This window comes from Faecalimonas nexilis (assembly GCF_059731825.1).
Genome location: NZ_AP029189.1, coordinates 1605870 through 1621067 on the forward strand (window position 1 = coordinate 1605870; position 15198 = coordinate 1621067).

Here is a 15198-nt window from a genome sequence, read left to right on the forward strand (position 1 = left end):
TAAATAGAGAATGCATTTTACAGAGATAAAGGAGAAAAAGCCATGAGAGGATTGGAAACACCAATTAGAAGAATCAGAAGACAAGTGTTCACAAAGGTAGCAAAGCTGGCATTTGAATCGACTCCGGAGACGCTGATCGACGATATTGAGGCTGTTCCTTATGAACTGATTAATGAGGATACGGAGAAATACAGAGAGAGTATTTACCGTTCGCGTGCAATTGTAAGGGAGCGTATGCGCCTTGCGATGGGAATGTCACTTCGCCCGGAGGATAAGCCGGTACATCTGACAGCTGGGATTGAAGAAAGTAATATTTCAGAAAAATATTATGAGCCACCGCTTATGCAGGTTATCCCATCTGCCTGTGCGGCATGCGAGGAAAAGGGATATGAAGTGAGTGACATGTGTAAAGGCTGTGTGGCACATCCTTGCCGCGAAGTCTGTCCGGTGGGAGCTATTTCCATGAAAAAGGGACGTTCCTACATTGATCAGGAAAAATGTATTAAGTGTGGGAAATGCAAATCTGTCTGTCCATATGATGCAATTTCAAAAAAAGAGCGTCCATGTGCGAAAGCATGCGGGGTGAATGCGATTGGTTCGGATAAGATGGGAAGAGCTCATATTGACAATGATAAATGTGTATCTTGCGGAATGTGTATGGTAAGCTGTCCGTTTGGAGCAATTTCGGACAAATCCCAGATCTTTCAGCTTGGAAGAGCGTTGAAAGAAGGTGGGGAGATTATAGCTGAGATCGCACCTGCATTTGTAGGACAGTTCGGACCGAATATTACACCGAGACATATCAAGGCTGCACTGCAGGAACTTGGATTCGCGGAAGTGTATGAGGTGGCGTTGGGTGCAGATATCGGCGCGATTGCGGAGGCACATCATTATGTAGAAAAAGTAGTTACCGGGGAACTTCCGTTTTTACTGACTTCTTGTTGCCCGGCATGGTCAATGCTTGCTAAAAAATATTTTCCGGATCTTGCAGATCAGGTATCACAGGAATTGACACCGATGGTTGCAACAGCAAGAACAATCAAATTAGAGCATCCGAATGCAAAAGTGGTATTTATCGGACCATGTGCATCGAAAAAGCTGGAAGCTTCCAGAAGAACTGTGAGAAGTGATGTAGATTTTGTCATTACGTTTGAAGAATTACAGGCAATGTTTGATGCCAGAGAGATCGATCTGACAGAATATGAGGCTGAGTCATCGTTCCATGACGCAACCGGTGCAGGGCGTGGATATGCTGCGGCAGGCGGTGTTGCGAATGCCATCGAAAAATGTGTCAATGAATATTATCCGGATGTGGAAGTGAAGATTGAGCATGCGGAAGGTCTTGCGGAATGTAAGAAGATGCTGACACTTGCGAAGATTGGAAAGAAAAATGGATGCCTGATTGAGGGGATGGGATGCCCGGGAGGTTGTATTGCCGGAGCCGGAACGAATATCCCGATTCAAAAAGCACAGAAAGAATTGAAGGATTTTGTGGCACATTCTTCAAAGATGCTGCCGCCAAAAGAATTAGAAGAGATTGAATTAAAATAATGCTACCTTTACGATACATAAATTCTATGATATGATGTACTATAAGCTAAGATAAAAGAATATGTGTGCGGAGGTATGTATATGGGATTTTTTGCAGCATTTGTTCAAACGATTATAAAGATGGTGATTGTCGGTGCATTTGCGTTTGGCGGAATTAAGTTTGGACGTTATTTGCGAAAACGAAAAGATGATAAAGAGGCGAATGCCTAGAAGTAGTGGGGTAAGATGAAGAATCTTACCTCATTTTTGTTCTGAAAAGAAAGGTTGATACAATGTTCAATCAATTAGTATCGGAAAAATATCGTATTTTAAACTAAGAATTGAAAAGATTAAACCGATTAATGTTGCAAAAAAAACAAAACAATGATAAAGTGTCAATATACATATTGTAAAAATAAACAAAAAGGATGGGGAAAATGAAAAAGAAAACATTAAAAATGGCGTTATGCTCGATCATGTCCGCCGTGATGCTGGCATCTGTTATCGATCCAGTGCGGGCGGCAGAAGAGCCGAGTTGGAAGACCGACATGAAAGATCATTGGAATTTTGATTCATTACAAAGCGATCAGGGTGAAAAGACGACAGCTACATTAAATGGTATTAGTATTGTCGACAGCAAAAATCCGGTATTCGGAAATGTTTTAAGTTTTGGAGGCGGAACAGACAAATATTTGAAACTGGAAAATTATATCAATACCGGTAAGGATGCGACTTCATTCTCTATGTGGTATCGTTACGACACAAAAATTACAGGAGATGGAGCTGATAAGTCAGCAGTATTGCTTCAACATGAAGACGATGGACGTTCGTTGCTTACATTGCAGGCAAGTGGACAATATAATACTTATATTAATGCACAGAATGTGGCTAGTAACAAGGCGGTTCAAAAAGGTGACTGGCAGCATGTTACGGTAGTGTTTGACCAGGCAAAAAATGAAGTAACCTATTATATCAATGGAGAATTGGACAGCACAAAAAATATGGGAACTTCAAAAGTAAATAAAAAATTATCTCTTCGTCTTGGAGCTCATAAGACAGCCGGAAATACAGATCCACACCCAATGCGCGGAGATGTAGATGAATTTTATGTGTATGAAAAGGCATTGACAGCAGATGAGGCGAAAGCAATCTACGAAGATAAAGCTACTGAGTTGTACAATCAGGAATTGAAAAAACTGGTTAAAGAAGGAAAAGAGGTTATAGAGAATCAGAAACTTCCGGAAGATAATGAAAAAGCAAAACAATTAAAAGAAGCACTCAAAAAAGCAGAGGATGCTACGACTTTAGATGAAATGAAAGCAGCGTATACGGCTCTTGAAAAAGCAATTGCAGAGTATGAAGCAGAAGTTCCAGTAAAACTATCGATAGATACCGAGAAAACAATACAAACAATCGAACCGGATTCTATTTTCGGAATTAATCATCGCTATGCATTCAATGGATATGGCACATTTGATTCAAAAGAGATGAAGATGAAAGATGATTTCACAGCGTTGTATGAAAAAGCAGGATTTGGTTCTATACGCTATCCGGGAGGAACGATTTCTAATTTGTTTAACTGGAAGACAACATTGGGAGATAAAAAGGATAGAAAAAAACAAATTCATGGTTTCTATAATAATGATGGACAAGGAGGTATTGAGCCTAATTTTGGAATTAAAGAAATTGCAGATTTTGCAGATCAGGTAGATTCAGAAATCGTGTATGTGTATAGCCTTGGACGTGGAAATGCACAAGACGCAGCAGATTTGGTGGAATTTCTGAATGCAAAAGTTGGAACGAATCCAAATGGCGGAATTGATTGGGCACAAGTTCGTGCGGATAACGGACATAAAGAGCCTTATCATGTAAGATATTTTGAAATCGGAAATGAGATGCAACAGGCATGGGGAGGTTCTGATGGTACAGCTTCTCAAGGCTATTGGACAACATATGTGGATGGTGACGCTGGTGCAGAGAAAGCATACACAGAAGGTGGACAGGCAAAATTCGTACAGAAATATGCTGTAGCAGAAGAAGACTGGAATAAGAAGGCATCGCAGAGTGATGGAAAGCCGAACTTAGTGCGTTATTTGCGCTATGCGAACCAAAATCCAGGAAAACTGGTTGATGGAAAAATTGTAGAAGATCCAAGTTATAAAGCAGTTAATGATGGTGTAAAAGTGTATGTTGGTACAGATGGAAAGTTAGACGAATGGACAGTGGTATCTGATTTTGAAAACTCAAAAGCAACTGACAAACATTGTGTAGTTGACTATAGTACAGGAAGCATTACTTTTGGTGATGGGATACATGGCATGATTCCAGAAAAAGGAAAAAATATTTATGCAACTTACACAGTAGACAGAGAAGGATTTATTGATGTATCAAAAGCAATTAAGCAGACAACAGAGAAAATCAATGAAATAGAGAAGACAAATTACGAAGCAAATGTATACACGAGTTTTGAATCAAGCGGATTTATTAAACGAATGAGTGATCTTGATGCAAATAAATGGTATGATGGCATGACCATTCATCCGTATTCAGGAAGTGTGAGCGGCGGAACGAATGCAGATACATTTTATGATGATGCAATGAAGAAAGCGGAGAATGTTGGGATTCAGAAAGTGAGAGAATATGTAGAACAATTGCCGGAAGGAAAAGTTCCGGTCATCAGCGAGTATGGTATTTTTAGAAATACAGAATCTCAGGTGCGTTCTCAGACACATGCGCTTTACATTGCGAAAGTAATCATGGAATATGTAAAACTTGGAAGCCCATATATCCAGAAACACTGTTTATCTGACTGGTACAGTGCAGGTGCAGACTCTTTGGGACCAACACAGCAGGCTGTGATACAGGTTGTAAAACAAAATGGTGCAGACACAACAACGGGAGAAGGAAACTTTGCATTTTTCTCAACACCATCCGCACGTGTATTCCAAATGTTGAATGCGGGATTTGGAGAAAATGTTGTAGAAGCAACATTTGAGAAAGAGCCTGCAATGAGCAATGGGGTAAAAACATTATCATCACTTGCAAGTGTAGATAAAAAGGGAAATATGTATGTTGCCATTGTGAATGTGGATCGTGAAAAAGATCAAAATGTAATGTTAGATGTAAAAGGTGTAGATGTAAGCGGACGAGATATTGAGATTCAGAGATTAGAGTCTGAAGCGATTACAGATGAAAATACATTAGAAACACCAAATAAAGTAACTGTTCAGACAGAGAAAACAAAGATGCCAAAAGGACAGATTATCAACTTGAAAAAACATTCTTTTGCTATTGTTAAGATTTTAACTGAAGAACAGGTAGTGGAAAAGGCAGATTACAGTAAAGTAGATGCGGCAATTTCAGCAATTCCAAGCGACTTAAGTATTTACACAGAAGAGTCTGTAGCAAACTTAAATGCAGCAAAAGAAGCAGTTATACGTGATTTAGATATCACAAAACAGGCAGAAGTAGACAAGATGGCAGAAGCGATCCAGAATGCAATCAAAGCTCTTCAGTTGAAAAAAGCAGATTACAGTAAAGTAGATGCAGCACTTGGAAATATTCCAAAAGACTTAAGCGTTTACACAGAAGAGTCTGTAGCAAACTTAAATGCAGCGAAAGATGCAGTTGTACGTGATTTGGATATTACAAAACAGGCAGAAGTAGACAAGATGGCAGAAGCGATCCAGAATGCAATCGAAGCTCTTCAGCTGAAAAAAGCAGATTACAGCAAAGTAGATGCAGCACTTGGAAATATTCCAAAAGACTTAAGCATTTACACAAAAGAATCTGTGGCGAAATTAGAAGAAGCAAAAGAAGCAGTTGTACGTGATTTGGATATTACAAAGCAGGCAGAAGTAGATAAGATGGCTGAAGCAATCCAAAAGGCAATTGATAATTTGAAAAAGAAAGCCAACGTGCAGCCAACTCCTGATAACAAACCTAACAATAGTGTTACAACAGGAGACGGAACAATGATTTTATTGATGATCATGTTGGTAGTTGTATCAGGCGGTACTATTTTAATCGCAGATAAGAAGAGAAGAAGAAATTCATAAAAAAAGGCGGAGAAGATGAAAAATCTTCTCCGTTTTTAATTTGCAAATTCTATAAAGATTCCACAGGAAGCTAAATCTTTAAAAAATCCCGGATAACTTTTGCTGATTGCCTGTGCGTCATCAATTGTTATTGGTTCGTCAGCAATTGTGGCAAGTATAGAAAGAGCCATTACAATCCGGTGATCGTTGTGTCCGTGAAGTGTTACATTTCCTTGAAGTTTGACAGGACCGGTTATTGTGACTGTGCCAAAGGTAGAAGAGATGGAGCAGCCAAGTTTTTTGAGTTCTGTTTCCATTGCCTCTATCCGATCAGATTCTTTGATGCGGAGTCTTCCGGCATTTTGGAAAGTCGTTTTTCCATTTGCCTGTGTTGCAAGTGCAAAAAGCATCGGTCCGAGGTCCGGACAGTCATTGAGGTCGATGACTGTGCCATTTAATGTGCCAGGACAGAACTGATATCCGTCATCTAAAACTTTAATGCCGGCGTTCATGCTTTGGAAGATGTCGATTGTTTTTTTGTCACCCTGCAGGGAATGTAAATCTAATCCATGTGTCTCGACAGAATGGTTCAAAACGCCGAGAGATGCCCAGAATACAAGCTGAGAGTAGTCTCCTTCTACAAGTACATCTGTCGGCTGGTACTGTTGGTTTCCTTTGATCGCTAATGTGTATGCATCTTCGTATTCCACAATAATTTGGAAACGTTTCAACATTTGGATAGTAAGATCAACATAAGAGCGAGATTCAAATGGCGGCTCAATATGAATTTTTGAGTCTGCTTCCAAAAGTGGGAGGGCAAATAAAAGTCCTGTTATAAATTGCGAAGAAACATTTCCTTTTAAAGTCAGCTCTCCCGGTTTTAGTCTCCCGTCGATTATAATATTGGGATATGTCCGTACAAAGTCAATCCCCTGTTCTTGAAATAACATCTCGTAGACGTTTTGCGGGCGTTCGATGAGACGTTTGCTCCCTGAAAAAGTTGCTCTCTTTCCGGTTAGAGAGAAGAGCGGAAGGAAGAAGCGAAGTGTGGAGCCGGATTCATGGCAATTTACAACGTCTCCATCATATTGGAATGTCTCAATGCCGTCGATGAAAAGCGTATCTTTGTCTTCTTTGATACTGGCACCAAGATGGCGCATGCCCTCTATGGTTGCCCGAATATCTACGCTATAATCAATGTTGGAGATTACACTTCTGCCAGGAGCAAGGCAGGCGCAGATAATTGCACGGTGCGCCAAAGACTTGCTCGGCGGAATAGTGATATTTCCTGAGTCTATCTTTGCAGGGGTGATTCTAGCCCTCATAGACACTTCTTCCTACAGACTGGGCAACCAGCTTGGCTTTCTCAATTACATTCTTGAATTTCTCTGGTTTTAGAGACTGCATGCCGTCGCTCCATGCACATTCTGGATTATTGTGTACTTCGATGATAAGACCGTCGGCGCCTGCTGCGATTGCGGCAAGAGACATAGATTCTACAAGTTTCCAGTCTCCGGTTGCGTGGGATGGATCGATGATCACCGGAAGGTGAGTTTTTTCTTTCAGAATAGGAATCACACTCAAATCCAAAGTATTTCTCGTATATTTTTCAAAAGTACGGATACCACGTTCGCAGAAGATGACATTTGGGTTTCCGCTTGCCATAATGTATTCTGCTGACATGATCCATTCTTCGATTGTTGCACTCAAACCGCGTTTTAATAAGATTGGTTTTGACATTTTACCAACTGCTTTTAACAGATCAAAGTTTTGCATATTGCGTGCGCCAATCTGAACCAGATCTACGTGTTCTTCAAATTCTTCGATTTTGTCTGCGCTCATAAGCTCAGAGACAATCGGAAGTCCGGTTTTGCTGCGGGCATTTACCATGCACATGATTCCGTCATATCCCATTCCCTGAAAAGCATAAGGAGATGTTCTGGGTTTGTAAGCGCCGCCGCGGAGCATAGAGCCACCGGCGTTTTTGACATCGACTGCAATTTCTTCCATCATTTCTCTGCCTTCCACAGAGCATGGTCCACCGATGATGACAATCGGTTCCTGTCCGCCGACTTTGATGCCGCCCACATCAATAATAGAATCTTCATGATGAAACATTCTGTTTGCCATCTTATATGGAGCAGCGATTCTCTGTACATTTTCTACCCATTCATTTGCAAGGATTCTTCTTTCATCTAATTGTGCAGTGTCGCCGACCAAACCAAATACATTGTAATTTTCTCCGGTAATCAGGCTTACTTTCAGGTTTTGTGATTCAAATTGCTGAATTAAGTGGTCTACTTCTTGATTTGGTGTGTTTTTTTTCAGTGTAATAATCATTGTCTTTCCCTACTTTCTATTAAAAATTTTCTTTTGGTTCGCTCTGGAAATAGAGTTGTCCGTATCTGGTCAGAAGAAGATCGACCAGTCCAATTGCTACCACGCTGTCGATGACTACACGCGCACGGTGAGCGATACAAGGATCATGTCTTCCCTCGATACAGATCTCCTCATCGGAACGTTCACGGAAATTGATGGTATCCTGCTTTTGATAAATAGAAGGCGTTGGTTTGATTGCCGTTGTGATGATAATTGGCATTCCGTTCGTAATACCGCCGTTGATACCGCCATTGTGGTTAGTTGAAGTGATGACTTTCCCATCTTTCATGCGGAAGCTGTCATTCGCCTCTGAGCCGTACATCCGGCTGATTGGGAATCCGGTTCCAAATTGAACTCCCTTTACGGCACCTACAGAATAGAGTGCGTGGGAGAGAATACTCTCAACGGAGTCAAAATACGGCTCACCTACGCCGGCAGGCATATTGATAATTGCCGTCTCAATCGTGCCGCCGACAGAGTCCAGACTGTGAAAGGCATCTTCAATCACTCGATTCATCGGTTCTTTGACGGCATCATCAATCGTTGCAAAATATTCGTCGTTGACTTTGTCCATCTGTTGTTTCAGCAGTTCTTCATCGGAAGAAAAAGAAACATCTTCGATATCCTTAATGCTTTTTAAATGGGAGGCAACATAAATACCCTTGCTTGCAAGCATATCAAGGCAGATGGCGCCGACCGCGACAAGCGGTGTCGTCAGCCTTCCGGAGAAATGTCCTCCTCCGCGGTAATCCTGAAATCCGAGGTATTTGCAATCTCCACTGTAGTCTGCATGAGATGGGCGGGCGAGCGCTTTTGTTTTGCTGTAATCTTTAGAGTGCTGGTTCTGATTTTGAATCAGAAGGCAGATCGGTGTTCCGCAGGAATAGTCTTCAAAGACGCCGCTTATAATTTGAACCCGGTCACTCTCGACACGTGCTGTAGAAATCTTTCCCTTTGGTTTCCGCTTGTCCAGCTGTTTTTTGATAAAGCCGGAATCAATTTTGATTCCGGGAGGCATCCCGTCAATAACTGCGCCGATGGCAGGACCGTGGGATTCCCCGAAAATCGTAACAGTAATGTTATTTCCAAATGTATTCTTCATAGTAATCAAATCCTTTTATAAATAAGTTCTTAAATCTGTGATTGGAATATCTTCCAATTCTGCATGACCGATTTGTTCTACTTTTACAATCGTAATCCGGTCATGGTCAGCTTTTTTGTCTTTGCCAAGATAAGTAAAAACTTTGTCTTTCTCGGCATCACAGGTTGTGTCAATCTGAAGGCGTTCCAGTATTTTGGAGAGTCTTTCTTTAATCTCAGGATTCTTGAGAATTGCCATCATACCGAGTGCCACACATTCTCCGTGGTAATAGTCGCGAAGGTGATAATAGCTTTCATATGCATGACCAATCGTGTGACCAAAGTTTAAAATCTTTCGCAAACCCTGTTCTGTCTCATCCTGCTCTACAACATACTTTTTGACAAGCAGTGAACGGTAAATAATCTGCTCAATATCAAGTTCTTCCTGCTCAAATAGTTCAAACAGTTCTTTATCCTGAATCAATCCTGCCTTGATTGCCTCCACAAGACCATTATAAAAATGTCTTTTTGGCAAAGTATTCAATACAAGGGGATCAATGAGGACCATCTCTGGCTGATAGAATGCACCGACACAGTTTTTGATCCCATCTAAATTGATTGCAACCTTTCCACCGATGCTGGAGTCTATCTGAGATAATGTCGTGGTCGGTATATTTATAAAATCGATTCCTCTCATATAACTGGCTGCCACGAAGCCGGCAAGATCTCCGATGACACCGCCGCCGAGGGCGATAACCAGATCTTTGCGAGAAAAGTTTCGCCGCAGCATTTGTGTTAAACAATCTTCCAGTACTGCAAAACTTTTTGCACCTTCTCCATGTTTTACAATGTGAAGATAGGAATTGGGAAATTGTTTTGATACCGTCTGCTGATAACATTCCGGTACATTGTCATCAGATATGATAAATATTTTCCGCTGACAGTCGATATAATCATGAAGCTGTTCCAAAAGCCCTTTTTCAAGATAGATATCATAATCTTTACTGCATGTTACGTGAATTTTCATGGTAGCTGTCTCCTTATATTAATATTAAACACTTTATCACTTTAAATTCATGATGCATATATATTACACCTATTTGCACGTGATGTAAACAAGAAATTTTTAGAATATTCATATTTCTTCTTGCATTTATACAGAAAAAAGCATAAAATAGCATTTGAGAAACTTTTGCACTTTAAAGGGGGAAAGAATATGAATGATTTAGAATTATACAGAGAACAGTTAGCAGAATGCGACGACAGAATCATTGATGCTTTGGTAGAGCGTAATTCTATTATAGAAAAAATTATGGCGTATAAAGAGGAGTATGGGATTCCAATTTTACAACCACAGCAGGAGAAGAAACAGCAGCGCCAGATTAAAGAAAAACTGCAGGACAATCGTTATGAAAAAGAGATCGAAGATGTGTTCCACTGTATTGTAAGAAACAGTAAGCGGATTCAGGCGCAAAAATTATTCTCTTACAACATTATCCTGATTGGGTTTATGGGGGCCGGAAAAAGTACGGTATCACAGTATTTAAAAGATGTATTTGCCATGCATGTGGTTGAGATGGATCAATTGATTGCAGAGCGGGAGGATATGAGTATTCCGGATATTTTTGCAACTTATGGGGAAGAGTATTTCCGCAATTTAGAGACAAATCTTTTGATTGAGATGCAGGCAACGAAAAATACGATTGTTTCCTGTGGTGGAGGTGCTGCACTTCGTGAGCAGAATGTAAAAGAGATGAAGAAAAATGGAAAGGTTGTTCTTTTGACGGCAGCTCCAGAGACAATTTTAAATCGCGTGAAAGACAGCGACGATCGTCCGCTTTTAAATGGCAATAAAAATGTGGAGTTTATTGCGAATATGATGGAGCAGCGAAGACAGAAATATGAGACAGCGGCTGATGTGATCATACATACGGACAACAAGAGTGTATTGCAGATCTGTGAGGAGATGATTGCAAAACTGAAAGAAGCTTAGTGACAGTTGTTAAAAGAAAAGCGATATCTGCCCGAGAGGGTAGGTATCGCTTTTCTTTTTCTATATCAGTTTTCCGCCATTCTTAACTATCTTGAAAAATATTTTTCTTTAATGACTGGAATTGGCATTTCTTTCCCGGTCCACAGGCGAAATGCCTCTGCGCCCTGGTATAAAAGCATATACAGGCCGTTGAATGTCGGACACCCTGCTTCTTTTGCAAGTCTTAACAATTTTGTCTCTTCCGGATTGTAGATGACATCAGAGACAATCAGATCTTTGTGGAATACGGAAGTATCTTTGATGATGCAGGCGTCGGTGTCAGGAGACATGCCTACAGAGGTTCCGTTTGTCAAAATTGCGCTTTCAGAGATTTCTCTTTTTAAAATATCAGGATTTTCAAAATCAAATAATCGTACTTTGCAGTTTGTCCGTTCGTTTAAATCAGCGACTGTTTTTTCGGCACGTGCGAAAAAATCGTCCCGCACATTGAATACGGAAATTTCAGACACACCATCTAGTGCAGCCTGCACTAAAATTGCAGTTGCGGCGCCGCCGGCACCGAGCAGTGTCATTTTTTTGCCGATGATGTTGTGACCGGCATCCTTCACTGCGTGCATGTAACCGACTCCGTCAGTTGTATATCCGATCAGAACGCCATTGTCATTTACGACAGTGTTGACGGCGCCGATGATCTCAGCAGCAGGAGAAAGCTTGTCACAAAGAGAGCACATCAGGTTTTTATTCGGCATTGTCAGATTAAATCCGCGCACATTTAAGGTGCGAAGCCCTTCTACAGCCGTTTTTAATTTGTCAGTTCCAACATCAAAAGCGAGGTATGCATAGTCAAGCCCTAATTGTTGAAATGCTTCGTTGTGCATCATTGGTGAGATGCTGTGTTCGACCGGGCTTCCTAAAAGACCGGTCAGACGTGTATGTCCGGTAATTTGATTTGTCATAGTATTCATCCTTTCTTTGGTTTACTTTTATGATTCTACACTTTAAAGCAAAAAAGTAAAAGTGTCAACAGTTTTTATGCCATTGATTGACAAAGAACAGAAATCTATTTATAATAAATTATTAGCGAATTTAAGATGCTGAGGAGGAAAATCATGCAACAATATGGAGTAAATGAACTGAGAAAAATGTTTTTGAACTTTTTTGAGAGTAAAGAACATCTTGTGATGAAAAGTTTTTCGTTAGTTCCAAATAACGATAAAAGTTTATTATTGATCAATTCGGGTATGGCACCGTTGAAACCATATTTTACAGGACAGGAGATACCACCGAGAAAAAGAGTGACAACATGCCAAAAATGTATCCGTACAGGTGATATTGAAAATGTCGGAAAGACAGCTCGTCATGGTACATTTTTTGAGATGCTTGGAAACTTTTCTTTTGGAGACTACTTTAAAAGAGAGGCAATTCACTGGTCATGGGAATTTTTAACAGAAGTAGTAGGACTTGATCCGGACAGACTGTATCCGTCTGTATATGTGGACGATCAGGAAGCATTTGATATTTGGAATAAAGAGATGGGAATCGCACCGGAGAGAATTTTTAAATTTGGAAAAGAAGATAACTTCTGGGAACACGGCTCCGGTCCATGTGGTCCATGTTCAGAGATTTATTATGATCGCGGAGAAAAATATGGATGCGGAAGTCCGGACTGTACAGTTGGGTGCGAATGTGACAGATATATGGAAATCTGGAACAACGTATTCACACAGTTTGACAATGATGGCAATGGCAATTATGAAGAGTTAGAGCAAAAGAATATTGATACTGGTATGGGATTAGAAAGACTTGCCTCTGTTGTACAGGATGTAGATTCTATTTTCGACGTAGATACAATCAAGGCTCTTCGTGACAAAGTATGTGAATTTGCAAGTGTAGAATACAAAGCAGATGCAGATAAAGACGTATCTATCCGTTTGATCACAGATCATATTCGTTCTGCAACATTCATGATTTCAGATGGAATCATGCCGACAAATGAGGGAAGAGGATATGTACTTCGCCGTCTGATCAGACGTGCGGCTCGTCATGGACGTCTTCTTGGAATTGATGGGAAATTCCTTGCAAAATTAAGTGCAACAGTAATCGAAGGATCCAAAGATGGTTATCCGGAGTTGGAAGAAAAGAAAGAATTTATCTTTAAAGTACTGACACAGGAGGAAGATAAATTTAACAAGACAATCGATCAGGGACTTAGCATTTTGGCATCTATGCAGGATGAGATGAAAGAAGCTGGAAAGACAGTTCTTTCAGGTGCGGATGCATTCAAGCTATATGACACATATGGATTCCCGCTTGATCTGACAAAAGAGATTTTGGAAGAAGCAGGATATACAATCGATGAAGAAGGCTTTAAGGCTTCTATGGAAGAGCAACGAGTAAAGGCGCGTAATGCCCGTGAAGTGACGAACTATATGGGGGCGGATGCCACTGTATACGATGAGATTGAGGCATCTGTGACATCAGAATTTGTAGGGTACGACAGACTGACACATACTTCAAAAATCAGTGTTCTCACAACAGAAAGTGAGATTGTGGAGGCAATTACTGAGGGACAGAATGGAACAATTTTTGTCGATGAGACTCCGTTTTATGCGACGATGGGTGGTCAGGAAGGTGATACAGGTATCATCTGTACTGAGGATGCAGAATTTACTGTGAGCAATACAATCAAATTACTAGGCGGAAAAATCGGGCATGTCGGTAACGTGACAAAGGGAATGTTCAAAGTGGGAGATTCTGTTACATTGGAAGTTGCAGAAAAAGAAAGAGCAAACACATGTAAGAATCACAGTGCAACACACTTGTTGCAGAAAGCATTAAAGACAGTGCTTGGTTCGCATGTAGAGCAGAAAGGTTCCCTTGTGACACCGGACAGACTACGTTTTGACTTTGCACATTTCTCAGCGATGACGCCAGAAGAATTAGAAAAAGTGGAGAACATTGTAAATACGGAGATTGCTAAAAACGTTCCGGTTGTAACAGAAGTTATGAATATTGAACAGGCAAAAGCAACAGGGGCTATGGCATTGTTCGGAGAAAAATATGAAGAAGATGTAAGAGTCGTATCAATGGGAGATTTCTCCAAAGAGCTCTGTGGAGGTACACACGTAAGCAATACAGGAAACATTACAACATTTAAGATTGTTTCGGAAGCAGGTGTTGCGGCAGGCGTGCGCCGTATTGAAGCATTGACAGGGGACGGTGTATTTTGTTATTACAAAGAAGTGGAAAAAGAACTCGCAGAAGCTGCAAAAGCTGCGAAATCAACTCCTGCCAACTTAAAAGAAAAAATTGAACACATGCAGGCTGAAATGAAAGCATTGCAAAGTGAGATCGAATCACTGAAGAGTAAAGCGGCAAAAGATGCTTTGGGTGATGTGATGAACCAGGTAAAAGAAGTGAATGGAGTGAGACTGCTTGCCACAGCTGTTGAGGACGTTGATATGAATGGTCTTCGTGATCTTGGTGACCAGTTGAAAGAAAAATTAGGAGAAGGCGTTGTTGTGATTGCATCTTCAGCAAGTGGAAAAGTAAACTTGATTGCGATGGCGACAGATGAAGCAATGGAAAAAGGCGCTCACGCAGGTAATCTAATCAAAGGAATTGCAGCACTTGTAGGCGGTGGCGGCGGTGGCCGTCCAAATATGGCTCAGGCAGGTGGAAAGAATCCGGCAGGAATTCCGGATGCGATTGCCAAAGCAGCAGAGGTTCTCGCAGAGCAGATTAAATAGTTGCGTATTTTTGAAAAAAATAGTTGACGAATGAAAAAAATATGCTATAATTCTATATAGTGCAATAAAAAAATACCCGAACAGTCGTATGATGCACAATATAGGACTGGAGGGAGGTTAGGTGTGAGACTATGTCAAATGTAATCGTAAAAGATAATGAGACGTTAGATAGCGCTTTACGCAGATTCAAAAGAAACTGTGCAAAAGCTGGTATTCAACAAGAAATTCGTAAAAGAGAACATTACGAAAAACCAAGCGTAAGACGTAAGAAAAAATCTGAAGCTGCTAGAAAACGTAAATTTAACTAATATGTGCAAGATAAAGGAAGTGTTTAACAGACACTTCCTTTTTAGTGCATCTCTTTATTGTTCTCGTAATGTGTTTTGTATATGAAGAGACAGTGAAAAATACAAGTGTGATGTTTTGTGAA

At 40.6% G+C, this 15198-nt stretch carries 11 protein-coding genes; 6 read left to right on the top strand and 5 right to left on the bottom strand.

What is annotated here, in order from left to right:
• The first annotated feature begins 42 nt into the window (after nt 1–42).
• The 3 genes from AC6I5B_RS08075 (at nt 43) to AC6I5B_RS08085 (ending at nt 5588) form a co-directional block, all read left to right on the top strand.
• Complete coding sequence (locus tag AC6I5B_RS08075; RefSeq protein WP_004613839.1) at nt 43–1551, top strand: 4Fe-4S dicluster domain-containing protein; 1509 nt, start codon at nt 43–45, stop codon at nt 1549–1551.
• Between the two features lie 81 nt (nt 1552–1632).
• Nucleotides 1633–1761, top strand: a complete 129-nt coding sequence (locus tag AC6I5B_RS08080; protein ID WP_270651081.1) for a hypothetical protein — start codon at nt 1633–1635, stop codon at nt 1759–1761.
• 206 nt (nt 1762–1967) lie between these two features.
• The gene (locus AC6I5B_RS08085) at nt 1968–5588 is read left to right on the top strand and encodes a LamG-like jellyroll fold domain-containing protein (protein WP_497773727.1); all 3621 of its coding nucleotides are present in this window, start codon (nt 1968–1970) and stop codon (nt 5586–5588) included.
• A 35-nt stretch (nt 5589–5623) separates the two neighbouring features.
• Here the strand turns inward: AC6I5B_RS08085 and aroA are convergent, their stop codons facing one another.
• The 4 genes from aroA to aroB are packed head-to-tail and all read right to left on the bottom strand — an operon-like array spanning nt 5624 to nt 10053.
• Nucleotides 5624–6892: a 3-phosphoshikimate 1-carboxyvinyltransferase gene (gene aroA / locus AC6I5B_RS08090; RefSeq protein ID WP_004613836.1), complete on the bottom strand. Its 1269-nt coding sequence runs from the start codon at nt 6890–6892 to the stop codon at nt 5624–5626.
• Entirely contained in the window at nt 6882–7907 is a 1026-nt protein-coding gene (gene aroF, locus AC6I5B_RS08095; protein ID WP_004613835.1) for a 3-deoxy-7-phosphoheptulonate synthase, read from the bottom strand. Before aroF ends, aroA begins: the two co-directional genes overlap by 11 nt.
• 19 nt (nt 7908–7926) lie before the next feature.
• On the bottom strand, nt 7927–9048 hold the full coding sequence (gene aroC / locus AC6I5B_RS08100; RefSeq protein ID WP_004613834.1) for a chorismate synthase: 1122 nt from the start codon (nt 9046–9048) through the stop codon (nt 7927–7929).
• A gap of 15 nt (nt 9049–9063) precedes the next feature.
• The gene (gene aroB, locus AC6I5B_RS08105) at nt 9064–10053 is read right to left on the bottom strand and encodes a 3-dehydroquinate synthase (RefSeq protein WP_004613833.1); all 990 of its coding nucleotides are present in this window, start codon (nt 10051–10053) and stop codon (nt 9064–9066) included.
• A gap of 189 nt (nt 10054–10242) precedes the next feature.
• Between aroB and AC6I5B_RS08110 the strand changes: the two genes are divergently transcribed.
• Nucleotides 10243–11019 carry a shikimate kinase gene (locus AC6I5B_RS08110; RefSeq protein WP_071144257.1) on the top strand — a complete coding sequence of 259 codons (777 nt, stop codon included), beginning with the start codon at nt 10243–10245 and terminating at the stop codon, nt 11017–11019.
• Between the two features lie 86 nt (nt 11020–11105).
• Here the strand turns inward: AC6I5B_RS08110 and AC6I5B_RS08115 are convergent, their stop codons facing one another.
• The gene (locus AC6I5B_RS08115; protein ID WP_144166744.1) at nt 11106–11975 is read right to left on the bottom strand and encodes a shikimate dehydrogenase; all 870 of its coding nucleotides are present in this window, start codon (nt 11973–11975) and stop codon (nt 11106–11108) included.
• 153 nt (nt 11976–12128) lie between these two features.
• Between AC6I5B_RS08115 and alaS the strand changes: the two genes are divergently transcribed.
• Nucleotides 12129–14768, top strand: a complete 2640-nt coding sequence (alaS, locus tag AC6I5B_RS08120) for an alanine--tRNA ligase (RefSeq protein ID WP_044987719.1) — start codon at nt 12129–12131, stop codon at nt 14766–14768.
• A gap of 131 nt (nt 14769–14899) precedes the next feature.
• Nucleotides 14900–15076 (top strand): 30S ribosomal protein S21, encoded by a 177-nt coding sequence (gene rpsU, locus AC6I5B_RS08125; RefSeq protein WP_004613829.1) that lies wholly within the window; start codon nt 14900–14902, stop codon nt 15074–15076.
• Nucleotides 15077–15198 lie beyond the last annotated feature (122 nt).

What these genes read in the sequence shown, in the direction of transcription:
- AC6I5B_RS08075 (WP_004613839.1), top strand. Translation starts at nt 43, where the DNA reads ATGAGAGGATTGGAAACACCAATTAGAAGAATCAGAAGACAAGTGTTC.
- AC6I5B_RS08080 (WP_270651081.1), top strand. Translation starts at nt 1,633, where the DNA reads ATGGGATTTTTTGCAGCATTTGTTCAAACGATTATAAAGATGGTGATT.
- AC6I5B_RS08085 (WP_497773727.1), top strand. Translation starts at nt 1,968, where the DNA reads ATGAAAAAGAAAACATTAAAAATGGCGTTATGCTCGATCATGTCCGCC.
- aroA (WP_004613836.1), bottom strand. Translation starts at nt 6,892, where the DNA reads ATGAGGGCTAGAATCACCCCTGCAAAGATAGACTCAGGAAATATCACT.
- aroF (WP_004613835.1), bottom strand. Translation starts at nt 7,907, where the DNA reads ATGATTATTACACTGAAAAAAAACACACCAAATCAAGAAGTAGACCAC.
- aroC (WP_004613834.1), bottom strand. Translation starts at nt 9,048, where the DNA reads ATGAAGAATACATTTGGAAATAACATTACTGTTACGATTTTCGGGGAA.
- aroB (WP_004613833.1), bottom strand. Translation starts at nt 10,053, where the DNA reads ATGAAAATTCACGTAACATGCAGTAAAGATTATGATATCTATCTTGAA.
- AC6I5B_RS08110 (WP_071144257.1), top strand. Translation starts at nt 10,243, where the DNA reads ATGAATGATTTAGAATTATACAGAGAACAGTTAGCAGAATGCGACGAC.
- AC6I5B_RS08115 (WP_144166744.1), bottom strand. Translation starts at nt 11,975, where the DNA reads ATGACAAATCAAATTACCGGACATACACGTCTGACCGGTCTTTTAGGA.
- alaS (WP_044987719.1), top strand. Translation starts at nt 12,129, where the DNA reads ATGCAACAATATGGAGTAAATGAACTGAGAAAAATGTTTTTGAACTTT.
- rpsU (WP_004613829.1), top strand. Translation starts at nt 14,900, where the DNA reads ATGTCAAATGTAATCGTAAAAGATAATGAGACGTTAGATAGCGCTTTA.